The organism is Spirosoma lacussanchae, assembly GCF_005870035.1.
Lineage (GTDB): Bacteria > Bacteroidota > Bacteroidia > Cytophagales > Spirosomataceae > Spirosoma > Spirosoma lacussanchae.
In genome coordinates, this window is sequence record NZ_SWJG01000001.1 from 762,015 (window position 1) to 784,842 (window position 22,828).

Here is a 22,828-nt window from a genome sequence, read left to right on the forward strand (position 1 = left end):
CGGTGGCGGGTTAAGCTTGCCATATCTCCATCGAATTGTATGAGCAGCCACATTCGCTTAGCCCTGGACTGGACCCCCAATACCAATCATACCGGATTTTACGTAGCCCTGGCCCGGGGCGATTACGAACGGGCCGGTCTGACGGTCGAAATCAGCACACCCGATCAGGATAATTACGAGACAACTCCTGCCAAACGGGTGGCGCAGGGTGAAGCCGACCTCGCCATCACGCCATCCGAAAGTATTTTCAGTTATCAGGCCAAGGGGGTTCCCCTCGTAGCCGTAGCCGCCGTGCTGGCCCGCGATGCCAGTGCCGTTGTTACGCTGCGCCAGAGCGGCATCACCCGCCCCCGGCAGCTCGACGGCAAGGTTTATGCATCCTATGCTGCCCGCTACGAAGACGACATTATCCGGCAGATGATTCAGAACGACGGCGGCAATGGTCAGTTTGTATCACACCAGCCCGCCCGGCTCGACATCTGGAACTCGCTGCTGACAGGCGAAGCCGATGCCACCTGGATTTTTCTGCCCTGGGAGGGCGTAGAGGCCGATATCCGCGGTATCGAGCTGAACCAATTCCTGCTCGACGACTACGAGATTCCTTACGGCTACAGCCCCGTACTGGCCGCTAACCGCGACTGGGCCGAGCAAAACGCCGACCTGATGCATCGGTTCCTGACGGCTACGGCCGCCGGATTCCGGTTTGCAGTCGACAACCCCGACGAAGCGGCCCGGCTCCTGATCGATACCTCGAAACATCCGACCCTAACCAATCGCAACTTCGTGGAGCAGAGCCAGCTGTCGGCTTCCGGGTATTACCTCGATGCCGATGGGCACTGGGGCTATATGCACCGCAACGTGTGGGCTTCGTTTGCCAACTGGCTTATTCGGAACCACCTGCTGACCGATGCCGATGGCGAACTGATTCAGCGCGTGGATGCGGCTACCTTGTTTACCAATGCGTATCTGGAAGGCGTTCCCGAAGCCGTAAAGCTCTAGCGGCTACCGCGGCCCTTGCCCAGATCCGGCCGGTGGGTCGCAACCATCAAACCGGGTATTTCAGGTCGTAAGCATCGATTCATTACCAGAAGCACCCGTTGCGGCTTTGTGGCCCGATGCTGCCCGTAACTCCGTCAGAAGCATCATGTTCATAGTGTAGCCTTGGCAGGATTATGGGCGCCGGTAAGAATGGCCCGACCTACCGCCCGCGGCTTCGCTCTGCGCGAACTAAGTACGGCTGCGAGCAAGAATTACCCGACCATCAACCGCCGATGGTCGACATCGACTCCGTTACGGTGTCGCGCCGGGATTCGGCTTCGAATCCGTTGGCAGGTCGGTGCGAGAAAGCCTGCAGGAAAGCAGCCGTCAGTTCGTCGTCGGTAGCCCCGCTGCGGAGCAGCGCCCGTGCGTCGAGTACGCCGTTGTCGTACAGGCAGGTTTTCAGCGTACCCTGGGCGGTCAGGCGGATGCGGTTGCAGGTGCCGCAGAACGTCCGGCTAAAGGCCGCAATTACCCCGATCGTGCCCTGATGACCGGGAATCTGGTAAGTACTGGCCGTCGAGAAGGGCGAATCGGGCAGGCGTTGCAGGTCCGGAAAATGATTCAGGAGGTGATCAACGATACGCCGGTGGGTCCAGTGGAGCACCGGGTAGTGGCTGCCTTCGCCGTTGAACGGCATTTCTTCTATAAAGCGCACATCGACGGGCAGCTGACGGGTCAGTTCGGCCAGGGGAATAATGTCCTGCGTGTTTTGCCCGTCCATCACGACTGCATTGAGCTTGGTTTGTATACCGGCCGCCAACAGCGCATCCAGCGTATGCAGCACGGCGGGTAGCTCATCGCGCCGGGTAATCTGCCGGAACCGCTCCCGGTCGAGGGTGTCGATACTCAGATTGACCGATTTCACCCCCAGCGCAGCCAGGGCCGTTACGTGCGGGGCAGTAAGCACCCCGTTCGTCGTCATTGACAGATCGGTCAGGCCCGGCACCTCGGCCAGCCGATGCATGAACGCCATCAGTCCCGAGCGGACAAAAGGCTCTCCGCCCGTAATCCGGACCTTACTGACACCCAGCCGTGCCAGTACCCGCACCAGCCGTTCCATTTCTTCGTAAGTCAGCAGCTGCTGTTTGGGCAGGTACCTGATCCCTTCTTCAGGCATGCAATAGAAGCACCGCAGGTTACAGCGGTCCGTTACGGCTAGCCGAAGGTAGGTGATGGGGCGGTTATGGTTATCGACAATCATACGTACGAGCTTAACACAAAGCTACCGATTTTGATTGCAGCTTCCAGTAATTGGTTTGGCATACTAGTCGGTGAGCCCATAATTGATCTTTACGCCAGCTAGTTTCGCCATCGGTGGCCACGCCATTATTCGTTGATGGCCCGACCTGTCAGGTATAGGGCCGAACCTCAGCCGTACCCTGAAACAGGGCCAAAGATAATTGGTAGCTGTTGTCGACAATCCGGGCCGAAAACGTCTGTTTGGCGGAGATTCGCTGTGGTTATATACGTCCTGATGAGCCGTTTGTTTGCTTCGAAAACATGATTATCAGTTTCCCAAAGCAGATACGGAAACAGATGAGGGTGGTTATTTAGGTTACTTTGGCAATAAAATTGCAGGCTTACGGTAGAGATTTGCTTTTGTCTCTGTTTTGTGCTTAATTTTGAGGTCTACTTTTTCTGGGAATAGTGAAGAAACTTGTATCGGTTGGTCTTTTTGGGTTGCTCCTCTACCACACGCTGGCCTCTGTGCTGGTGGCTGTGGGGGCATGGTGGCAGGCTGAACACGACCTGTCGAAAGAGTTACTCGTTTACCGTTCTGTCGATAGCATCGTCGAATTTCAGATTCCGATGAACGACACCCAAAGGGCGGTTGCTCTGACCCGCACTACGTCCGAGGGCTTCACCTACAAAGGGCATTATTACGATGTTGTCAGCATGGAAGTGCGGGGCGACCGGCTTCACATTGCCGCCCTCGAAACCGAGAGCCGTTCGTTCTGGAGCAGCGATCTGCTCTCGTTCCTGAACGATCACGTGAGCGGAGCTACCAACTCCCGCCAGAAAGCCAGTCAGCTGCTGAAACTGCTGCTGAAGGAGTACTCACCCGTTCCGCGGGTTCGTTTTGAATTCTTACCTCCCAACTGGCACGATGCGATCCGGATTCCCGATCTGGTCTTCGTTATTACTTCCCGCGCGCTGCCTATCCATTCTCCCCCGCCCGAAAGCTGAGGTGCTTACGCTAGTATTGCTCACCGATGGCCAAGCGTCCCGTATGGGTTCGCTGTTGAGGCTGTATGCGTCAATTGCCTGAGCCAGTTTTACTGATTTCCCTGTTTTGTACCGGGTGGCTTTGATGGCTGAGTGTTCAGCTATAAAGCTCTGGTATAAATAACCTGTCTGACTGTCTTGCGCAGGTCGTGAAGCGCGGCTTTGCGATGCAGTGTATACGCAGACATACGACTGGGGTATAATCAGTGACTGGTTCGGCCTTCGACGTACGCCTGTCTGGCTATTGGCTAAGCCTGTTTTCCATTCTCCAATCTCAGCTATTCGTTTCTATGAAACCGATTTATACAATCGTGTTGGCAGTTGCCTGCACGCTATTTTCTACAACCCTTACCCGGGCGCAGGGCTGCGTGGCGGTTCGTCATATGAGCTGCGCGGCTCCGGCAGGTACCAACTCGGCCGATTTTTTTAAACAACGCACCGGCCACTGGCAGGTATCGGCCGGGTACCGCTTCTTCCGGTCGTACAAACACTTCGTGGGCGACGAGGAACAGAAGCAGCGCGTCGAACAGGGCACCGAGGTCATCAACGTATCGCATGCCCTCGACCTGGGCATCACCTACATGCCTGCGCTGCGGTGGTCGGTATCGGTGAACCTGCCGGTGCAGACCAACGATCGCTCCTCGCTCTACGAACATTATGGCAACGCCCTGACGGCTAACCCGGCTCAGAAACGCTTCGCTACGAGTTCGAAAGGCATTGGCGATCTGCGGCTGTCGGGTAGCTACTGGCTGGTGAACCCGGTCAGTCTGCCCAAAGCCAACATATCCATTGGGGTAGGGGTGAAGCTGCCGACCGGTAACTACCGGGCCACGGATAGTTTCCACAAGCTCAATAAAGAAGGACAGGATTATACCGTTACCCTGCCCGTTGACCAGTCGATTCAGCTCGGCGACGGGGGCGTGGGCGCCAGTGTCGAACTGCAGGGGTACTGGCAGCTGACAAAGGGGCTGACGGCCTATGGCAACGGGTTTTACCTGTTCAATCCCCGCGAAACCAACGGTGTTCGGCGCAATCCACTGGCTACGACCATCGACCTCGTTGCTGGCGAGTTCTCGGTAGCCGATCAGTTTGCCGCCCGTGTCGGGCTGAGTCAGTCGATTTCGGCCATACCCGGACTGGCCGTGATGCTGGGTGGGCGGGTTGAAGGCGTTCCCGCTATCGACGCGTTTGGCGGAAGCAGCGGCTTTCGGCGGCCGGGTTATATCGTATCCGTTGAGCCGGGTTTAGCCTATATGCGCCACAAAACGTCAGCCGCCCTCACGGTGCCGGTCGCGCTGTACCGCAACCGAATCAAAAGCTACGCCGACCGGCTCGACCCAACCGGCGTTCGGCATGGCGACGCGGCCTTTGCCGATTACCTGGTCTCGTTCACCGTATCCCGCTGGTTCTAAACTAGCTTAATAGCTTCCTGTATGAAACGAATTACCTACCTGATACTAGTCGCTTTGCTATCGTTGCTGAGCGCACCCATCTGGGCGCAGATGCCCCATGACGCTATTTACATGCCCCGGAAAACCGTCTGTATTGCCGGTATGTACGGACAAAGCACCTGGACCGAATACTGGGAAGGGACGCTTAAACGGGAAAACCTGAATATTGGTCGCCATACCACCCGTACGGCCGCCATCATGCCCGCCATTGGGGTTAGTAACCGGGTCAACCTGATTCTGAATCTGCCTTATATCTGGACCAGCACCAGCGCCGGAAACCTCATGGGGCAAAAGGGATTTCAGGACCTGTCGGCCTGGCTGAAGATTAAGGCTGTCGAGTACAAAGGCTTATCGGTCAACCCCATTATCGGTGGGTCGATACCGGTCGGTAACTACGTACCCGACTTTTTGCCGATGTCGATTGGTATGCAGGCCCGCAGCGTTACGGGACGGCTCCTGCTCAACTACACCCATCCGCATACGGGACTGTACGTAACGACGCATGGCTCGTATATCTGGCGAGGTACCATCCGGATCGACCGCGACGCTTACCAGGCCGACAACCGGGTGTACAATACCGATGAGGTCAGCGTGCCGAACGCCTATGATGCCGCTGTTCGGCTGGGGGTAGTACGCCGGGCCTGGCAGACAGAAGTGTTTGCCGAGCGGTTCGCTTGTGTCAATGGCGACAACATTCGCCGGAACGACATGCCTTTCCCAACCAACAAGATGCAGATGACACAGGTCGGCTGGTACGGTAAAATTCAGCCGCGCAACATCGGGGTGAACGCGCGGGTGGCTTACGTCACCGATGGCCTGAACGCTGGCCAAAGTACCAGCTACATGCTCGGTCTCCTTTTTCAGTTGAACGGTAAGTAATTAACAGTAAACATCATGAAATCTAGTACGCGTATTCTATTGATAGCCGGTCTGTCGGTGCTGGGACTGTCGTCTGTGCTGACCTCCTGCGATAAAACCATTGAAGAACCACAACGGGTGGCCTACACGCCTGCCGATGTTGATGCCAAAGCGGGTAGCTGGAAAACATACATCCTGACCGCGCCAACCGACGTTACCGTGGCGGCTCCGGCCTCTACCTCGTCGGCCGCCTATCTGGCCGAGCTGAATGATCTGAAAACCAAATCAGCCAGCCTGACCCGGCAGCAGCAGGAAGCGGTAGTATACTGGGGCGCCGGTGCGGTATACCGGTGGAACGAAATAGCCCGCGAACTCGCGGCCCGCTACAACGTGCCGCCCGCGTCGAACGCCGACGGTAAGTATCCCATTCCGGACGCAGCCAATCCGCTGGCCGATCCGAAATTTCCGTTTGCCAACCCGCCCTATACAGCCCGCGCCCTGGCGTACCTGAGCGTAGCCCAGTACGACGCGCTGGTAGCAGCCTGGCATTATAAATACGCCTTTAAACGGACAGCCCCTTCGAAGACAGACGCTTCGGTGCGGGTAGCCCTGCCGGTATCGGCGCTGCCTGCCTACCCGTCTGAAGACGCGGTTGTGGCGACGGCGTCCTATACTATTCTGAAGGCCATGTTTCCGGGCGAAGGGCCTTTTCTGGATGCCAAACTGGCCGAACACCGCGAGAGTCGGCTGTGGGCGGGCATGAACGTGCAGAGCGACCTGGCCGCTGGTGCTGACCTCGGCAGTCAGGTGGGTGCTAAGGTAATGGCCCGCGCCCGGACCGATGGCATGAGTGCGTCGAATAACCAGACCGTAACGGCTGCGATGATCGAAGCGGCCAAAGCACGGGGTCTGGCCGACGTATGGGTCAGCCAGGAGTCTCCGGCCCGGCCGCCGATGCTGCCCAACTACGGCGCTGTATCGCTCTGGAACTTTGACCGCGCTACGCTCGTGAAGCTACGGCCCGGTCCGGCTCCGCTGCCGGGCAGCGACCAGTTCAAGAAAGAACTGGCCGAGCTACAGGCTATCCAGAAAAACCAGACGCGTGAGCAGGCCCGCATCGCCAACTTCTGGGCCGACGGAGCCGGTAGCTATACTCCGCCCGGTCACTGGGCCCGCACCGCTGCCGATGCGGCCCACGAAGCACGCTTCAGTGAGATACGGATGGCCCGAACGCTGGCTCTGGTCAGTACGGCGCTTCAGGATGCGGGCGTGTGCTGCTGGGAAACCAAGTTCTATTATTACACCCCCCGCCCGCAGCAGTTTGGCGTGAAAACATCGGTAGGATTACCCAACTTCCCCAGCTATACCTCGGGCCACTCGACCTTTTCGGGGGCTGCGGCTGCGGTGCTTTCCTACGTGTTTCCGGAGCGAACCAACGAGTTCATGGCCAAAGCGCAGGAAGCCTCCGTGTCGCGTATTTATGGAATGATCCATTTTCGATCCGACTGTGAGTCGGGGCTGATCTGCGGGAAAAACATTGGCGCCTATGCCGTATCGCGCGGTAAGGCCGACGGGTCAGGTCTGTAGCCTATCGTATGGTTTACTGGCTTCGTCGACTGACGGGGTTAATTCCGGTGCCTGCTCTTCAGCCAGCCATCGGGATCAACCCCGTCAGTCATTTACACTACTGACACTTTACCGCCGAAGTGGGTAGGGTGGTAGCGCTGGCGACCTATTTTTGTGATCGGTGTTGGCCCTGCTGCCCACCCCATTTTTCTATGACTTGTACCTTTACCGCCCTGCTCCAGCGGTTCGAGCAGAAAGGCGAAAAAACCGGCTGGACCTATATCGAGATCCCCAACCACGTATCGGACGCCCTCAGCCCGGGGCAGCGAACCTCGTTTCGGGTGAAAGGCACACTCGACGCGCTGGTTATCAAATTCGTCGCCCTGCTGCCAATGGGGCAGGCTGGCGGTGCCGACAGCGCTTTTATCATGCCCGTCAACGCCGACATGCGACGCGGTATCCGCAAGGAAGAAGGTGCTACGGTACGGGTCGAACTGGCGCTGGATACCGACTCCATGCCGCTCTCGCCCGACCTGCTGGCTTGCCTGGACGATGAGCCAGCTGCCCTGGCGTTCTTCAATACCTTACCCAAAGGCCACCAGACTTATTTCAGCAACTGGATCGAGGACGCTAAAACTGTCGACACCAAAACCAAACGCATTGCCCAGGCCGTAACGGGCCTGTCGATGGGGTTGGGCTACGGCGAGATGGTCCGGTATTTCAAGAAGCTACGCAACGACTGATCAAGGGAGGTGCTTACCCCAGGTCTGTAGCGCATCAGCCGGCCACAAGGTCGGGAAAAACATGCGCTGCTGCTGCGCCGGTGGCAGGTAGGTTTGCCAGTTGGTGCCGCCCGTAGCCCGGATGTCGTCGGGGGCTTTCTGCAGGTATTGCACCGCCGACCGCAGGTGAGCCAGTTTCCAGCGGACGTTCACCCGCTGGTCGTACTCGCGCAGGGCCGACCGCAACTCGTCGGTGGCGTCGCCGGCCTGTTCCAGATCGAGCAGGCGCTGGTTCAGGTTTCTCGACTGATAGGCTTCGGCCAGCCGGATGAGCCGACCGCTGTATTGCTGATCGAACTGTTTTAGTGTCAGCGTCTTTTGCTGCGTAGCCAGTTCGGTGGCGCCCCGTTTCCAGTAGATAGCGTCGTACTGTTCGCTAAAGGTGGTAGCGTTGGCGGGTGGGTCCATCAGCAGGTTCCAGAACGTGGTCGATACAATCTCGATCTCGCGGAACTGGACCGACTGAAAGCCGCTTGAGGGGAGCAGGGCCATGCGGAACTTCAAAAACTGTTCGCGTTCCATACCCGTAATCATGACACCAAACGATTCTTCGAGCAGGCCGAAGTAGCGGTTGATGCGCTGGATGCGTGCCGTGAAAAAGTCGGCCGTCAGCGGGGCGGCATTGGCAATCTGCGCGATCTCGTGCAGGATCAGCTTAAAGTACAGTTCGGTAATCTGGTGGTAGGTCACGAAGATCAGCTCATCCGGATAGGCCGTTTTGGGGTTTTGCAGCGATAGCAGCGTGTCGAGGTGTATATAATCCCAATAGGTCAGGTAATCGGCCTGGAGGAGGCCTTCGAGGTAGGCGCTCATGTCCTGCCCCATGGCCGCAAATTTTTGCTCCAGCTGCGTGAGTTTATCGGATAAGGAATCGTGCATAGGGGTCGGATGAAGGATTGGTTTAGGCCACAAAGGTCGTCAGTCCCGAACTTCTTTGCGACGGTTGCGCCAACCTTTGCGTTCTTTGCAGTCAAAATTCTAACGTATGACTGTCGAAAACAAAACCATCATTCTGTCGGGGGCCTCGCGCGGTATTGGCCGGGCCACGGCGCTGCTGCTTGCTAAAAACGGCGCGAACGTAGTCGTAACCGCCCGCAATGCCGATGACCTGAAAACGCTGGAAGCCGAACATACCAATATTGTTGCCGTTGCCGGTGATGTAGCCAGCGAGGCCGACATGGCCGCCGTTGTACAAACTGCCCTCGACCGGTTCGGCCGGATCGATGTGGTGATCAACAACGCCGGGTACGGTGTCTTCAAAAACGTGGACGAGCTGACGGTTGAGGAGTGGGATGCGCTGATGGCTACCAACGTAAAAGGCACGTTCGTACTGACCAAAGCGGCTCTGCCTACGCTGAAGGCGCAGGGATCGGGCCATATCGTCATCGTAGCGTCCGATGTGGCCAAGCGAACGTTTGCGGGTGGATCGCTGTATACGGCCAGCAAGTACGCGCAGGAAGCGTTCATGGGCGCACTGCGGAAGGAAGTTCGTCCGTTTGGTATCAAAGTGTCAGGGGTTTATTCGGGCCTGGTCGATTCGCACTTCCACGCCAAAGGGCACGGTCACGAAACCTCGACCAACTGGCTCAAAAACGAAGACATGGCGGAGTCGATGCTGTTCATCATCAGCCGCCCCGCCCATGTCGTGATCGACGAGTTCATGGTTCACCCCCTGGAGCAGGAGTATTAGGTGACCGACCGTATCCGCTGGGGAGCGAGGTGGCATGCCGTTGGGTCGTGCCACCTCGCTCCGTTTATGGCGCTGATTCGTTAAAAAAACTTTCTGTTTTCCGGGAAAAATAAGCAGCTGAAGCATAGTTAGTTATGGCTCGATTTTGCTTTAGAATAGCAGCCGGGTCTGATCGGGTAAGCGCGAATTGTTGACAGAGGGTGTGAGGTTCCGGGTGGTCCGGGCGTTGTCTATACAAACCAATACGTCAGCAATGAGAGTTATTGCCGTTCTGCTTCTTACCTTTTTTTGTGGTCAACTTCAGGCGCAGTCAGCCTCCGGAAGGCCTCCGGTACGCCGGTATTTTGGCCTTCATTTCGATTTCCATGCCGGCTCCAACGATTCGCTGATTGGCCGAAACCTCTCCGAGAAAAAGATCGATTCACTATTGGCGGCCGTTAAGCCCGACTTTATCCAGGTCGATTGCAAGGGTCATCCCGGCATCAGTAGTTACCCATCGCGGGTGGCTACAGCTTCGGTAGCGCCCCGTATTGCTAACGACCCGCTGGCCTTCTACCGGGCCATCACTAAAAAGCACGGCGTGGGTCTGTATCTGCATTATTCGGGCGTATATGACGATGCCGCACTGGCCAAGTATCCCGGCTGGGCCGCCCGGAAAGCAGACGGCAGCACCGACCTGTCGAAAGCATCGGTCTATGGCCCCTACGCCGATTCGTTGCTGATTCCGCAGCTCCGCGAACTGGCCGACTATGGAGCCGATGGTGTCTGGGTCGATGGCGAGTGCTGGGCCACGGTACCCGACTATTCGCCCGCTGCGCTCGACCGGTTCCGGACCACAACGGGGCTGCAATCCGTTCCGCGCTCCAGCAATGATCCTGGCTACGACCTGTTTAAGAATATGGCCCGCGAGTCGTTTATCCAGTACATCGGCCATTACGTCGACGAAGTACACCGTCATCGGCCCACGTTCCAGATTGCTTCCAACTGGGCTTACTCATCCATGATGCCCGAGCCCATCACCACCAACGTCGATTACCTATCGGGCGATCTGACGCCGGGCAACAGCGTAAACTCGGCCGCCCTAGAAGGGCGTATCCTGGCCGCGCAGGGGCAGTTGTACAGGAAACCCTGGGATCTAATGTCGTGGGGATTCTGGTACGAATTTGGCCCGCCACGGCAGGGTGATCAGAAAACGGCCGTTCACCTCATGCAGGAAGCGGCCGAAGTGCTGTCGCTGGGGGGCGGGTTTCAGGCCTACTACCAGCAGCAGCGCGACGGCTCACTACCGCTGGGCGACCTGCCGGTTATGGCTGAACTGGGCCGGTTTGTCAGAGCCCGACAACCGTTCTGTCAGGGGAGCGTAGCCGTACCGCAGGTGGCGCTGCTGTATTCGAATACCACGGTCAGAGCCACCAGCCAGTCACTGTTTGGTGGCCAGACCCAGCGCATCAATGGCATACTGACGGCCCTGCTCGATGCACAGCTACCGGTAGAAATCCTGTCAGAGCATCATCTGCGCGGCCGTATGCAGCAGTACCCGGTCATTGTGCTGTCGCAGCAGGATTCGCTCGACCCGTCGTTTCGGAAAGAGCTGCTTACGTACGCAGAACAGGGCGGCCATCTGCTCATCATCGGCGCTACCAATACCCGTCAGTTTGCCGCTGAACTGGGCGTATTGCCAACGGGGTCGGTGCTGAACGGCCCCCGGCGGGTGGAGGCCAGCGGGCAGTCGGTCGTGCTGGCGGGTCCGTTTCTGCCCGTTCAGCTTACAGGCGCCCACACCCGGCCGGTGGCGCAGCTCCACAGCTCGGCAACGGCTGGGTCAGTAACTGGCGTAGCGGCTACCGAAACACCATTCGGGCAGGGGCGGATAACGGCCGTGTATGCCGACCTGAGCACCGATTACCGCACCCACCAGTCGACCAAACTGCGTGACTTTCTGGCGGGTCTGGCCCGGCCGCTGCTGCCGAACCCGATCGTGGAGGTGAGTGGGTCGCGCCTGGTTCATGTGGTACCCAGTCGGCATAACAATCGGCTGACAGTCAACCTGATCAATACCGGGGGTCGACATGCCGACCCCCGGGTATTTACGTACGATGAAGTGCCGCCCCTGACCAACCTGACCGTTCGGGTGCGGACCGACAAAAAGCCAAAGCGCATCGTACAGCAACCGGAAGGCCGGTCATTGCCGATGCGCTATGCCAATGGCGTGGCTACCGTAACGGTTCCGCAACTGACGCTACACTCCGTACTGGTTGTTGACTGACGGACACGCGTTACCTACTGGCTCCACTCGGTCGGGGTACGGTCCCAGCGGTGGCCTTTCAGGGCGTTTACCAGCTCGGCCGGTAAAGCCTGCCCGTCACTGACGCCCGTGTTGGCTTCTACGTTACGGAGCTGACGCATGCCGGGAATGGTGGTGTGCACATCGGGGTTGCTGAGAATGAACCGAAGTGCCATTTCTGGCATGGTCATGCCGGCCGGAATCAACGGCCGGAGGGCGTCGGCATGGTCAACGCTGCTGTTGAGGTTCTCGGGTACGAAATAGGTCGACCGCCAGTCGTCGGCGGGGAAGGTCGTTTCTTTCGTGAACGTACCCGTCAGCGTACCCTCATCGAACGGGACGCGGGCAATAACGCCGAGGTTCAGCTCGCGGCAGAGCGGGAAGAGATTGTCTTCGGGGTTCTGGTCAAAAATATTGTAAATAACCTGTACCGCGTCGATAAGGCCGGTGCGGAGGCTGTTGAGGCAGTTGTCGGGCTCCCAGCGGTTCACCGAAATGCCCCACGCCCGTACCTTGCCCTGCTGAGTCAGCTGCTCTACGGCCCGCTGCCATTCGTCCTGGTCGGCCCAGGCGTCTTCCCAGACGTGGAACTGCTGCAGGTCAATCGTTTCGACGCCCAGGTTTTTCAAACTCTTTTCGGTGTATTCGATGATGTGGCTGGCCGGGAAAACGTCTTCCAGGGCGTAGTCGGGTTTGGACGGCCATTTGAAGTTTTTGCCCGGAATTTTGGTGGCCACGTACAGTTGTTTGTCGCGGTTACGGGCCAGCAGGTCTTTCAGAATCTGTTCGCTCAGGCCGTTGCCGTAGGCCCAGGCCGTATCGAAGAAGTTACAGCCCCGTTCAACGGCGCGGTCGAGCGCCTGCTCGATCTGGGGGCGCTCGGAGCCGGTCCAGCCCGCCAGGCCCCACATGCCATAGCCGATTTCAGAAACTTGCCAGCCAGTGCGGCCGAATGTGCGATATTGCATACGATAGGATTGGTTTAGATACAGAGCGGTGCCGCAGTCTGGCGACGCTGGCTACCTGCAGATACTACGCTGTACAACTAAATACAGTAAAAATGTTTTGCTGACCGGGTCTACTTTCTTTGCCTTATGATGCGATACCTCTACCGCTTAGGTATGTGCCTTTTTGTTCTGTCAGGTTCCCTGAACGCCCGCGCTCAGGCGATTGTGATCGAAAATTTTTCGTCGGTTGACGTGGGCTGGAAAAACGCCTGGCGGTTTCGGGCTGGTGATAGTACAGGCTGGGCCAACCCGGCCTATGATCATGGACACTGGCAAAAAATCAGCCCCCGAATCCGTATTACAGAAAACACGAAGCTCTGGCAGGCGGGACATGGCTGGTTCCGCCGAATCATTCAGCTACAGCGGCCCGAAAAAGACGAACTGGTCATGACGTTCCGGCAGTTTGGCGCATCGGAGGTCTACCTGGATGGAAAGCAGCTGGCTACCCTGAAACCGGCCCTGTTCGATTCGGGTGGTTCACAGCGGTTGATTGCCTTCGTGCCGCTTCCGATCAGCGATACCAGTCGACATACGCTCGCGGTTCATTATACCTTTCGGCGCGACTCGATCATCGGCAACTCCGTGAACAAAATGCCGTTTCAGGTGTCATTCCAAACGGCTGACCGGGCCCCCGTCGAACTCATGAGCAACCAGGTTCAGTCGGCCGCTATGGAGTATTTGCTGGCGGGTATTTTTGGGGTACTCAGCCTGCTACACCTGCTGTTCTACCGGGCTAACCGATCCCAACGGGTCAACCTGGTGCTTGCCCTGACCATGCTGTCGTTCGCGCTGATTTTTCTGATCGATCAGATCAGTAGTCAGGTCGGTACGCTGACTCTCGACTCCGGGCTGCTGATGGGCTTCTGGGTCATGGTCAATCTGGCGCTCGGCTTGTTGCTGCTATCGGTCTATATCTACCTGGGCCGGCGGTTAGGAGTTGTTTTCTGGCTCATTATGGCTGTTCTGCTGTTTATGGTGGTCTATGGCTGTGTGTTGTACTCCGTTATCAATGGCAAGGCCTGGATTTCGTTCATCGTTGTGCTGATCGAATACACGCGGGTAAGCTGGCTGGCCCGGCGCCGAAACCCCGATCCGGATTCCCATCTGCCCTGGAAATCGCTGCGCTTTTCGCTGTTTTCACTGTTGGCCATCATCGGTATCAACATCGTGGCCCAGCTGCTGAACGGGTTGTCGGATACGGCACCGCCCTCGTTCTGGCTGGTATTGCCAACGGCCATTCTGGGGCTGATGATGATGTTTAGCATCCCGATAGGCCTGTCGTTTTCGCTCGTCAGCGACTATGCCCGTACGTACCAGGCCCTGCGGGAGCAGTTTGAGGCCGTTAGGCGTCTGTCAGCACAAACGCTGGCGCAGGAGCAGGAAAAGCAGTACCTGCTGGCCAATCAGAACCAACTGCTGGAGCAACAGGTAGCCGATCGGACGGCAGAGCTCAATCAGTCGCTGATTGAGCTTCGCGACACCCAGACGCAGCTGATTCAACGGGAGAAGCTGGCCAGTCTTGGTGAGTTGACGGCGGGTATTGCCCACGAAATCCAGAATCCACTCAACTTCGTGAAGAACTTCTCCGAAGTATCGGCCGAGCTGGTTACGGAGCTGGTGCAGGAAGCCCAGAGCCCCAACCGCGACCAGGCGCTGGAAGCCGAGCTGCTGGCCGACCTGACCCAAAATCTGCAAAAAATAACCCACCACGGCAACCGGGCCTCGTCGATCGTGAAGGGCATGCTTGAGCACAGCCGCAGCATTGCCGGTGAGAAACAGCTTACCGATCTGAACGCGCTGGCCAGCGAAACGTACAAGCTGGCCTACACGGGTTTCCAGACCCGGGTGCCGGCCTTCGAGGCCGCACTGGTCACGGATTTCGACTCGACCCTGGGGCTGGTGTCGGTGGTTTCGCAGGAGGTGGGGCGGGTGCTGCTCAATCTGTTCAGCAACGCTTTGTACGCGCTGCACAAACGGCAGCAAACGGCTGAACCGGGCTATCAGCCTACCCTACACATAACCACTCGCGGGTACGATGCCTGCATCTGCCTGCAAATTCGCGATAATGGAACCGGCATTCCGGACGAGGTGCTGCCCAAGCTGTTTCAACCATTTTTCACGACCAAGCCCACCGGCGAGGGCACCGGCCTGGGCCTGTCCCTAAGCTACGATATCATCACCAAAGGCTACGGCGGCACCATTACGGTGACCTCCGAAGAGGGGCAGTTTACCGAGTTTACCATCAGCCTGCCCCTAGGAACCCAATAACGCGGTGCCTTATACGCAATGCAGTACGTGCCCGCGCAGAGGAATTATCAGGGAAGAGGGATTGATTACAACAGATTGGCCCGCCTGCTACCGACGCTACGCTGTAAAGGCCCTACGGGCCGGGGTGCCGGATATTTGATTCCCTCGCTACCGACGCTGCGCTATAATGGCCCTGACGGGCCGGGGTGATCCGGAATGCGGTAGCCGAACGGGGCTACCGCTGGTACCCGATCGAACCTTGTGATCAGGGCGCTGATCCGTTGGACCGCTTCCCGTTCGGCCAGGTATACGGGCCGTTATTGAACGGGGTCTGGTCCCGGCTGAACCGATTGAGCAGGGGAGCGGTATGCCAGCTAAAGGCCCGTAGCGCGATTATTTTATCGTCTTTGAGCTGCCAGTAATGCAAAAACGGCAGGCTGACCGGTTCGCTATCGGGGATGAGAGTTCCGCTGAACAGGCCCGTTGTTACAACCGCGTTCGAGAGAGGGTCATGGTCCGGCATGAAGAATACCAGCGCGCTGAGCTCGATGCGCTCCCAGCGTTTGTACACCCTCGACATAAGGGTAAGGAATCCCCTCCGCCCGTGATACTCGCCACCGATCGACATGTAGTCGGGCATATACAGGACGATATCCTCGTCCAGTATCGGCAGGATTCGGCTCAGATTGCTGTCTGTAGCCACACTATAAACGACTTCGATAAGCTGCCTGGAGGTGGGCATAACGATCTGAAAAGGAAGGGCTTTATCCAGACCCTACATCAACCCAAGTGCCAACCTCTCCGGTTAGTAATTATATCTTACACAGACGGTGGTGGAGGAATAAATTATTCATTGTCAATTCATAACGCGCATAGCCTGTTTGGGTAGCTCCAGTAAGTTGAGCCGTCAGGTATGGAGAACTCCAGAATGTTTGGAGTTCTCCATACAGCCCGTAGCGGGTGCTCTGCCGACAGTCGGATACATCTAGCGATTATTTCCGGTAACGTGGCGCAGAGTTGTTATTTTTGATCTGATTAGCCGCGTATTTATAGCAGTGATGAGTAGATATGGACACAAAACGGCTGGCCTGGCCGGGGTTTTTCGGCGATAACGGCGCCGGGCCACGAACGGGAATAATTCTTGTTAGCCAGACGACAACGCGGTCTGTATTCGATATTCAGATAAAGCTCTTCAGACTATGCAATCATCCATCGGCCTTCCTCTTTCATCAACATCGTTCTGCAAACTATTGATTGTCGAAGATGAATACATCATTGCCAACGATCTGGAGCTCATTCTGCTACAGGCCGGCTATTCCATCATCGGTATTGCCGACTCGGTAGCCGAAGCCCTGGCCTTTATGGCGCAGGAGCAGCCCGATATCGTCCTGCTTGACATCTACCTGAAAGGCCACGAAACCGGCATCGACCTGGCCAAGCAGCTGGAGGAACGCGGCATTCCGTTTATTTATATATCGGCCAACGACAACCGGCGGGTGCTCGAAGCCGTAAAAGCCACTCAGCCCATTGGGTATATTGTTAAGCCATTTCGGGAGAAAGACATTCTAACTACGCTGGAGATCAGTCGGTACCGCCAGGCGCACAGTGCTGAACTAAGGCTTCGCGAAGAAAAGGCGCTTCAGATTGCGCTGACGGATGCGCTTTCGGAGCCGGTGAGCTGGGAACAGAAGCTGCTGAGCGCAGCCCGAGTATTTCAGCCGCACGTACCGTTCGATTTCCTGACCGTCAGCTACCAGAAAAACGGAACGGCGCACAGCTTCAATTTTTACCGGGTCGGGTTCGACGAATACCAGACCCTCAGCCTCGACGATCTGCGGCAGGTAACCAGCACAACCGTCGGCGAGCTGACCCAGGTACCGGCCGACTCAGTTGCCGACGGACCGGCGCGCTACAGCACCGATACCTTTGCCGCGTTGGGCAAACGGAATCGGCGGGTGCAGGCCCTGGCGGCTGCCTTTCGGCTGGAGTCGGCGCTGATCATGCCGCTGCAGCTGGGGCAGATCGACCGGTTCGTGATCACGTTCATGAGCCGTACTGCCGATGTCTACCAGTCGCGGCATAGTAACCTGCTCGAGCGGCTCGAACAGCCCATTGTGCTGATGCTGGAGCGCGTTTTTGCGTTCGAAGAAGTGGCCCGGCTCAGCGAACAGCTCAAACGGGAGAACACCTATCTGCAGGAAGAAGTAAAAACGCTGGTCAACTTCGAAGAAATCATCGGGCGCAGTCAACGGCTGCTGCAGGTGTTCGATCAGGTTACGCAGGTGGCCAATACCGACACTACGGTACTGATTCTGGGCGAGAGCGGCACCGGCAAGGAGCTCATTGCGCGGGCGCTGCACAACCTGTCGGCGCGGAAAGATAAAATTCTGGTCAAGATCAACTGCGCTGCGCTGCCGGCTACCCTCATCGAATCGGAGCTGTTTGGCCACGAAAAAGGCGCGTTTACGGGCGCCTTCGAGAAGCGGATCGGCAAGTTCGAACTGGCGCAGGGTGGCACCATCTTTCTGGACGAAATTGGTGAGATGCCGCTGGAGCTTCAGGCCAAGCTGCTGCGGGTGTTGCAGGAGAAAGAAATTGAACGCCTGGGCGGCAAAACGCCCATCCGAACCAACGTGCGGGTCATTGCCGCTACGAACCGGCAGCTGGAGAAAGAAGTAGCCGAAGGCCGCTTCCGGATGGACCTCTATTTTCGGCTGGCTACCTTCCCGATTACGCTGCCCTCGCTGCGCGAACGACCGGGCGATATACCCCTGCTGGCCCAGTTCTTCGCCCAGAAATCGGCTCGCAAACTGGGCAAACCCTACCACGGCATCAGCGATGCCGCACTGAACGAGCTGATCCGGCACAACTGGCCGGGTAATATCCGGGAGCTGGAAAACGTCATTGAGCAGGCCGTTATCATCAACGACGGCTACACACCACTTAGCCTGGGGCGGCCGCTGGTCAACAGTCTGCTGGCTATGAGCTGCCCGGTAGCCCGGGTGCCGTCTGCCAGCGATTATCCGGCTCAGGGGCAGTCCGCCATGTCGGCGCCCCGGGATTTACAGGATGTGAAACAGATTCAGCAGGATACCGAACGGGAGTACATCCTGTCGGTGCTGAAGCAAACCAACGGCCGTATCCGGGGAAGCGGGGGGGCGGCAGAACGGCTGAATCTGAAGCCCACAACGCTGGAATACCGGATGGAGAAACTGGGCATCCGGAAAGTGCTGGCCACCCAGTTTCCGACCTCTTCGTCGGGTGATCGCTAAGTCCGTTATGTCTTACTGCCGGTGCCATTCTGCTAAAAACATAACCCATGGCTGAGTCTGCTGCTATTTTTCGATTCATCAGGCAACTGCCCGGACCAGAACGGGGAGCGAGGCTGCTTTTGTGTGGCCTGGCGTTAGCGGCATTGGCGGCCCGGCCCGCCGATGCGCAGAACATTACCCGCAAAATGGCGAGCCAGCTGCTGGTTCAGCTCAACAACAGTGGGCCCGACACCAACCGGCTCCACGCGCTGATCGAGCTGGGTAAGTTTCAGGTGTATAAGGCGGGCGAGGTTACCCGCGACCTGGATAGTGCGATAACCTACCTGAAGCAGGCCAACGAGCTCAGCAACGCCCTGCATCGGGTAAACGACCAGCATGATGCTCAGAGCCTGCTGGTCGTTGCCTACATTGAACGGGGGAATGTAAAGCTGGGCAAGGCACTTTTTGCTAACCTGATCGACGATTGCCGCCGAACCAGCGACCTGCAAACCGAGGCCGAAGCTACGCTGCGTTTTGCGACCTGTACGCGGTACATCATCAAGAACTACCCGGAAACCTTTGCGTACTATCGACAGGCCGCTGCTTTGTACAAAAAGCTCGGTAATCAGCCGAAAGAAGTGCAGGTGATGGAGCAGGCAGCGTCGCTGCATATGGACTTTGGCGAACTCGACGTGGCCGAACAGGCCTTTACCGACGTACTCAGGCGCTATAAACAGCTGAAGTACCCCAAGCTGCATTATACCTACAACAGTCTGGCCAGCGTGAACCGGCTGAAAGGTAATTTCGACAAAGGGCTCTTTTATGCGCTCCAGTGTCTGGAAAGCATGAACCGGACCCAGGATACGCTGTCGGCGGCCGTTTTTTACGGTACGCTAGCGCAGATGTACATGGAGCTGGGGCATCAGAGCGAGAGTATCTACTGGTACAGGAAGAGCTTCGAGCAATGGCGTCAGGAAAAGCTGCCCAATTTCTCGCTGTACAACGCAGCCAGCCAGCTGGTGCGGGATCTGATTGCGCACCGGAAAACCTACGAAGCGCTGGGGCTGATCACCAATCTGGTTCAGGAGATTCCGACAATCAACAACATTCAGAACGGATGCGTGGCCCAGAGCTATGCCTACTGCTACGATGATCTGAAAAAATACGACCTGGCCGAACGCTACTACCTCCAGGCGGTGGCCCACTATAAAAAATCGGGCGGTGACTTCGAGATGTCGCAGAAGGTGCAGCAGGACGTCGGCAAGTTTTATCTGGCGCGCAACGATGTCAGAAAGGCCGGGTTTTATCTGCGAAAGGCGCTGTCGTATAATCCACAGAAAAACTCGCTCTCGACCGTCAAGGATATTCATTACATGCTCTTCAAGGTCGATTCTATCGAAGGTAACTACCTCTCGGCTATTGATCACTTCAGGCAGCACAAGGCGCTGAACGACAGTATTTTTACCGTTACCAAAACCCGGAAGCTGGCTGAGCTGGAAGTGAGGTATGCCACCGCCAAAAAAGTGCAGCAGATTCAGCAGCAGCAGAACGAGCTGGCCCGCGCCCAGACCACCCGCAACGGCATACTGTCCGGCACCGTTCTGCTGCTCGGCCTGCTGGGACTCAGCTACAGCCAGTACCGGCTGAAACGGCGCAGCAACCAGCTGCTGGAAGCCAAACAGCTCGAAATCAACCGTAAAAACGAATCGCTGGAGCGGATTCTGGCCGAAAAGGAAATACTCATCCGGGACAAAGACAGCCTGCTCGATGAAAAAGAAGGTCTGCTGGACGAGAAAGAATGGATGATCAAGGAAATTCACCACCGGGTCAAGAACAACCTGCAGATCATCAGCAGCCTGCTTCATTCGCAGGGCGTTTACCTGAAAGATAAAGCCGCCCTGTCGGCCATCCGCGAAAGCCAGAACCGGGTACATGTGATGGCTCTCATTCATCAGAAGCTATACCAGTCCGAGCGGCTTTCCACGATCTCGATGAGGGCCTACATCGCCGATATTGTCGAGTACCTGCTGACGACCTTTGCGCGGCAGGATACGGTGCAGAAACAACTCGCCATCGCCCCGGTCGATCTGGATGTTACGCTGGCCGTTCCGCTGGGATTGATCATCAATGAGGTGATCACCAACTCGCTCAAATACGCCTTCCCGGGTCAGCAAAGTGGGCTCATCCGCATCGACTTCGTAGTGCTCGACAAAAAGACCTACCGGCTTGTCATGGCAGACGACGGGGTCGGCCTGCCCCCCGACCTGAACCCGAACCGGAGTCGTACGCTGGGCATGAGCCTGATTCGGGGGCTGAGCAAGCAGCTTGGCGGCAACCTCCAGATCAGCCAGGCCAACGGCGTACAGATCAGCCTGACCTTTGCGGAAGAAAAAATAGAGCAACAGCCAATAGTCGGCGTATGACCAATCGGTTCGGTCGATCCGGGCGGAGTGGTCAGACAGCATCAAAAGTGTCATGGGCGTAGGTAGGGTCGATCAGCCCCGACACCTGCACCCGCCTGCGGTAGGAGGTAGGGGTTGTCTGATACCGCTGTTTGAACAGTTTGTTGAGATGACAGATGTCGGTAAAGCCAAACTCGTCGGCAATCTGCGAAACGGTCATGTTGCTCAGCCGCAGCCGGGCTTCTACCAGCTGGAGCTTGTACCGGATAATGTACTGCTGAATCGACTCACCCGCCTGTTGCTTGAAGAGCGCGCTTAGGTGGCTCTGCGAATAATGAAAGACATCGGCCATCTTGTCGATGCGGAGCCGATCGGGCTGGGTAATATGATGACAGATATAAGCACCCATGCGCCGGATCAGCGATGGCGCGGCATTCTTCGGCGTCGGGAGCCGCATCGGATGCCGCGCCAGCTGACGGTCTATCAGACTGACAATCGTTTTCATCAGCGACTCCACAATGGGGTTGGCCAGCAAATGCCCGTGGTTGAGCTGTTCCGCCTGGACCATATCGACCAGCGCGCTCAGGTGCTGCTGTTCTGTCGTGTTGCTGACAATACTGCCAGCGAACGGCTGGCTGACCAGCTGGCTCTGCTCGCTTAGTTGCGGCCAGGCCTCCCGACCGCTTGCCGACAGGCGAGAGAGGTATAACTCCGTAAAGGAGAGTACGCAGAACGAGGTCGGCTGATCGATCAGGAAAGAGTGGTTGTCTACCGGGCCAAGAAAAAAAATATCGCCGGACCGGTAGGGAAACTGATTGCCGTTGATGCAGTGATAGCCATAGCCGGCCCGGATCAGGATCAGCTTGAACTGGCGCTGCGCACGACCGGCCAGCGGCCAGTGACTTGCCTCGAATCGCTGTACGTCGAGGAGCCCGTGTTGCGTATTTGGTTTCATAAAGCGAAGAGTTCGGAGGGGAGGTTGACCCGGCCAGTACGAACTACATTGCCAAGAAAATGCCAGTTTGAAAAATGGGGCTGTTTTTGGGGTAATCTGTTGGTTGTTAAGGATTTATTCTATTGTTAGTCTGGCAGCAACCTCCAGTTATTCTGGAGAGTCGCATTCTTTTTGGAGGCTCTCTCTGGAGGCTGCTGTCTCTTTTTGTAGTTATTCAGCGCAGATGGGACCGCAGCATCCAGGCTATTTTCTCGTGTTTTTCCATCAGTCCCGTAACGAAATCGCTCGTACCGGCATCGTGATGGGCTTCCTGAAATTCGTTGATCGTACCCCGAATAAACTCGATCAGGCTCTCGTGATCGGCCAGTAATTTTCTGATCAGGCTGCGGCTGTCATTGCCATCTTCGTCCTGCTCGGTCAGGTGGGTGAGTTGCAGGAAATTTTTCAGGGTAGCGGGAGCATAGTGGCCCAGTTGCCGGATGCGCTCGGCCACATCGTCGACCATGTCGGCCGATTGGGTGTAAAGCTCTTCAAAGTAACGGTGTACGGAGTGAAAGTCGATACCCTCCAGATTCCAGTGGGCATTGAGGGTTTTGGTGTAGAGTACAAATTCGTCGGCCAGCAGTATGGCCAGCTGATGCGCAACGACTTCGCGGTTTTCGGGCGAGATACCAATAGTTGTTTTCATAAGAATCTGGTTGTTGTCGTGGGGGAGACCAGGAATGGAATTTATCGGCTATGAAGCTTTTCGAGCAGGGTGGTTGATACCGCATCGGCCGAAGCGCCGTAGCCGGTAACCAGTATCCCTTTCAATCCCGACCGGGACTCGATGGCGTAGACGCTGGCTTCGTCGGCGGGGTCGGTATCGCCCTCGTAGCGGTAGATGTCGACGATCGTAAACTCATCGGCGCCAAAGGACGCCACCGGGCAGACCAGCCGGTCCTGCTCGAGTCGGAAATCGGTCGTGAACCCCTGTTTCTGTAAGGCAGCAACGGCCTCCGAAACGGTATCGTAATGGAGTTGTCCCATGGTGCGCGGGTGTTGATTAGAAAATTTGCGGTCGGCCAG

18 protein-coding genes are annotated in these 22,828 nt (G+C 57.1%); 11 read left to right on the forward strand and 7 right to left on the reverse strand.

The genetic code is table 11. From position 1 onward, the window contains the following. The first annotated feature begins 39 nt into the window (after nt 1–39). Nucleotides 40–999, forward strand: a complete 960-nt coding sequence (locus tag FBR45_RS03160) for an ABC transporter substrate-binding protein (protein ID WP_138499245.1) — start codon at nt 40–42, stop codon at nt 997–999. A gap of 262 nt (nt 1,000–1,261) precedes the next feature. On the opposite strand, the gene moaA is transcribed toward FBR45_RS03160, so the two are convergent. Next, nucleotides 1,262–2,242: a GTP 3',8-cyclase MoaA gene (gene moaA / locus FBR45_RS03165; protein ID WP_138499247.1), complete on the reverse strand. Its 981-nt coding sequence runs from the start codon at nt 2,240–2,242 to the stop codon at nt 1,262–1,264. 446 nt (nt 2,243–2,688) lie between these two features. Here moaA and FBR45_RS03170 point away from each other — a divergent pair, with 446 nt between their 5' ends. The 5 genes from FBR45_RS03170 (at nt 2,689) to FBR45_RS03190 (ending at nt 7,885) form a co-directional block, all read left to right on the forward strand. After that, nucleotides 2,689–3,228: a hypothetical protein gene (locus tag FBR45_RS03170; protein ID WP_138499249.1), complete on the forward strand. Its 540-nt coding sequence runs from the start codon at nt 2,689–2,691 to the stop codon at nt 3,226–3,228. A gap of 329 nt (nt 3,229–3,557) precedes the next feature. Further along, nucleotides 3,558–4,679, forward strand: coding sequence for a hypothetical protein (locus tag FBR45_RS03175; RefSeq protein ID WP_138499251.1), 1,122 nt, complete (start codon nt 3,558–3,560; stop codon nt 4,677–4,679). A gap of 21 nt (nt 4,680–4,700) precedes the next feature. After that, nucleotides 4,701–5,597, forward strand: coding sequence for a hypothetical protein (locus tag FBR45_RS03180; protein ID WP_138499253.1), 897 nt, complete (start codon nt 4,701–4,703; stop codon nt 5,595–5,597). Between the two features lie 15 nt (nt 5,598–5,612). After that, the gene (locus FBR45_RS03185; RefSeq protein WP_138499255.1) at nt 5,613–7,163 is read left to right on the forward strand and encodes a phosphatase PAP2 family protein; all 1,551 of its coding nucleotides are present in this window, start codon (nt 5,613–5,615) and stop codon (nt 7,161–7,163) included. 191 nt (nt 7,164–7,354) lie between these two features. After that, nucleotides 7,355–7,885: a YdeI/OmpD-associated family protein gene (locus FBR45_RS03190; RefSeq protein WP_138499257.1), complete on the forward strand. Its 531-nt coding sequence runs from the start codon at nt 7,355–7,357 to the stop codon at nt 7,883–7,885. Here FBR45_RS03190 and FBR45_RS03195 read toward each other — a convergent pair whose 3' ends face one another. Further along, a complete protein-coding gene (locus FBR45_RS03195; RefSeq protein WP_138499259.1) occupies nt 7,886–8,803 on the reverse strand; it encodes a tryptophan 2,3-dioxygenase family protein in 918 nt (305 codons plus the stop codon). Nucleotides 8,804–8,909: 106 nt separating this feature from the next. On the opposite strand from FBR45_RS03195, the gene FBR45_RS03200 reads away from it, so the two are divergent. Together FBR45_RS03200 and FBR45_RS03205 are read left to right on the forward strand one after the other, a co-directional pair. Further along, complete coding sequence (locus FBR45_RS03200) at nt 8,910–9,614, forward strand: SDR family oxidoreductase (protein WP_138499261.1); 705 nt, start codon at nt 8,910–8,912, stop codon at nt 9,612–9,614. Between the two features lie 253 nt (nt 9,615–9,867). Next, a complete protein-coding gene (locus FBR45_RS03205; RefSeq protein WP_138499263.1) occupies nt 9,868–11,880 on the forward strand; it encodes a type 1 glutamine amidotransferase family protein in 2,013 nt (670 codons plus the stop codon). 14 nt (nt 11,881–11,894) lie between these two features. Here the strand turns inward: FBR45_RS03205 and FBR45_RS03210 are convergent, their stop codons facing one another. Beyond that, nucleotides 11,895–12,866, reverse strand: coding sequence for an aldo/keto reductase (locus FBR45_RS03210; protein WP_138499265.1), 972 nt, complete (start codon nt 12,864–12,866; stop codon nt 11,895–11,897). Nucleotides 12,867–12,992: 126 nt separating this feature from the next. Here FBR45_RS03210 and FBR45_RS26555 point away from each other — a divergent pair, with 126 nt between their 5' ends. Beyond that, nucleotides 12,993–15,173: a sensor histidine kinase gene (locus tag FBR45_RS26555; RefSeq protein WP_246082091.1), complete on the forward strand. Its 2,181-nt coding sequence runs from the start codon at nt 12,993–12,995 to the stop codon at nt 15,171–15,173. A 244-nt stretch (nt 15,174–15,417) separates the two neighbouring features. Here the strand turns inward: FBR45_RS26555 and FBR45_RS03220 are convergent, their stop codons facing one another. Beyond that, nucleotides 15,418–15,894 carry a nuclear transport factor 2 family protein gene (locus FBR45_RS03220; protein WP_138499266.1) on the reverse strand — a complete coding sequence of 159 codons (477 nt, stop codon included), beginning with the start codon at nt 15,892–15,894 and terminating at the stop codon, nt 15,418–15,420. A 457-nt stretch (nt 15,895–16,351) separates the two neighbouring features. On the opposite strand from FBR45_RS03220, the gene FBR45_RS03225 reads away from it, so the two are divergent. Both FBR45_RS03225 and FBR45_RS03230 read left to right on the forward strand, forming a co-directional pair. After that, the gene (locus FBR45_RS03225) at nt 16,352–18,424 is read left to right on the forward strand and encodes a sigma 54-interacting transcriptional regulator (protein WP_138499268.1); all 2,073 of its coding nucleotides are present in this window, start codon (nt 16,352–16,354) and stop codon (nt 18,422–18,424) included. Nucleotides 18,425–18,471: 47 nt separating this feature from the next. Next, nucleotides 18,472–20,826, forward strand: a complete 2,355-nt coding sequence (locus FBR45_RS03230) for a tetratricopeptide repeat-containing sensor histidine kinase (RefSeq protein ID WP_138499270.1) — start codon at nt 18,472–18,474, stop codon at nt 20,824–20,826. Nucleotides 20,827–20,857: 31 nt separating this feature from the next. Here FBR45_RS03230 and FBR45_RS03235 read toward each other — a convergent pair whose 3' ends face one another. From FBR45_RS03235 to FBR45_RS03245, 3 genes are all read right to left on the reverse strand, one after another. Continuing rightward, nucleotides 20,858–21,760 carry a helix-turn-helix transcriptional regulator gene (locus FBR45_RS03235; RefSeq protein ID WP_138499272.1) on the reverse strand — a complete coding sequence of 301 codons (903 nt, stop codon included), beginning with the start codon at nt 21,758–21,760 and terminating at the stop codon, nt 20,858–20,860. A gap of 214 nt (nt 21,761–21,974) precedes the next feature. Beyond that, the gene (locus tag FBR45_RS03240; RefSeq protein WP_129600788.1) at nt 21,975–22,448 is read right to left on the reverse strand and encodes a Dps family protein; all 474 of its coding nucleotides are present in this window, start codon (nt 22,446–22,448) and stop codon (nt 21,975–21,977) included. 41 nt (nt 22,449–22,489) lie between these two features. Further along, the gene (locus FBR45_RS03245) at nt 22,490–22,789 is read right to left on the reverse strand and encodes a hypothetical protein (protein ID WP_138499274.1); all 300 of its coding nucleotides are present in this window, start codon (nt 22,787–22,789) and stop codon (nt 22,490–22,492) included. Between the last annotated feature and the right edge of the window lie 39 nt (nt 22,790–22,828).

Coding starts and splice junctions, on each gene's coding strand:
- FBR45_RS03195 (WP_138499259.1), bottom strand. CDS start 8,803: ATGCACGATTCCTTATCCGATAAACTCACGCAGCTGGAGCAAAAATTT.
- FBR45_RS03160 (WP_138499245.1), top strand. CDS start 40: ATGAGCAGCCACATTCGCTTAGCCCTGGACTGGACCCCCAATACCAAT.
- FBR45_RS03240 (WP_129600788.1), bottom strand. CDS start 22,448: ATGAAAACAACTATTGGTATCTCGCCCGAAAACCGCGAAGTCGTTGCG.
- FBR45_RS03245 (WP_138499274.1), bottom strand. CDS start 22,789: ATGGGACAACTCCATTACGATACCGTTTCGGAGGCCGTTGCTGCCTTA.
- FBR45_RS03210 (WP_138499265.1), bottom strand. CDS start 12,866: ATGCAATATCGCACATTCGGCCGCACTGGCTGGCAAGTTTCTGAAATC.
- FBR45_RS03185 (WP_138499255.1), top strand. CDS start 5,613: ATGAAATCTAGTACGCGTATTCTATTGATAGCCGGTCTGTCGGTGCTG.
- FBR45_RS03235 (WP_138499272.1), bottom strand. CDS start 21,760: ATGAAACCAAATACGCAACACGGGCTCCTCGACGTACAGCGATTCGAG.
- moaA (WP_138499247.1), bottom strand. CDS start 2,242: ATGATTGTCGATAACCATAACCGCCCCATCACCTACCTTCGGCTAGCC.
- FBR45_RS03205 (WP_138499263.1), top strand. CDS start 9,868: ATGAGAGTTATTGCCGTTCTGCTTCTTACCTTTTTTTGTGGTCAACTT.
- FBR45_RS03220 (WP_138499266.1), bottom strand. CDS start 15,894: ATGCCCACCTCCAGGCAGCTTATCGAAGTCGTTTATAGTGTGGCTACA.
- FBR45_RS03225 (WP_138499268.1), top strand. CDS start 16,352: ATGCAATCATCCATCGGCCTTCCTCTTTCATCAACATCGTTCTGCAAA.
- FBR45_RS03230 (WP_138499270.1), top strand. CDS start 18,472: ATGGCTGAGTCTGCTGCTATTTTTCGATTCATCAGGCAACTGCCCGGA.
- FBR45_RS03190 (WP_138499257.1), top strand. CDS start 7,355: ATGACTTGTACCTTTACCGCCCTGCTCCAGCGGTTCGAGCAGAAAGGC.
- FBR45_RS03180 (WP_138499253.1), top strand. CDS start 4,701: ATGAAACGAATTACCTACCTGATACTAGTCGCTTTGCTATCGTTGCTG.
- FBR45_RS03175 (WP_138499251.1), top strand. CDS start 3,558: ATGAAACCGATTTATACAATCGTGTTGGCAGTTGCCTGCACGCTATTT.
- FBR45_RS03200 (WP_138499261.1), top strand. CDS start 8,910: ATGACTGTCGAAAACAAAACCATCATTCTGTCGGGGGCCTCGCGCGGT.
- FBR45_RS26555 (WP_246082091.1), top strand. CDS start 12,993: ATGATGCGATACCTCTACCGCTTAGGTATGTGCCTTTTTGTTCTGTCA.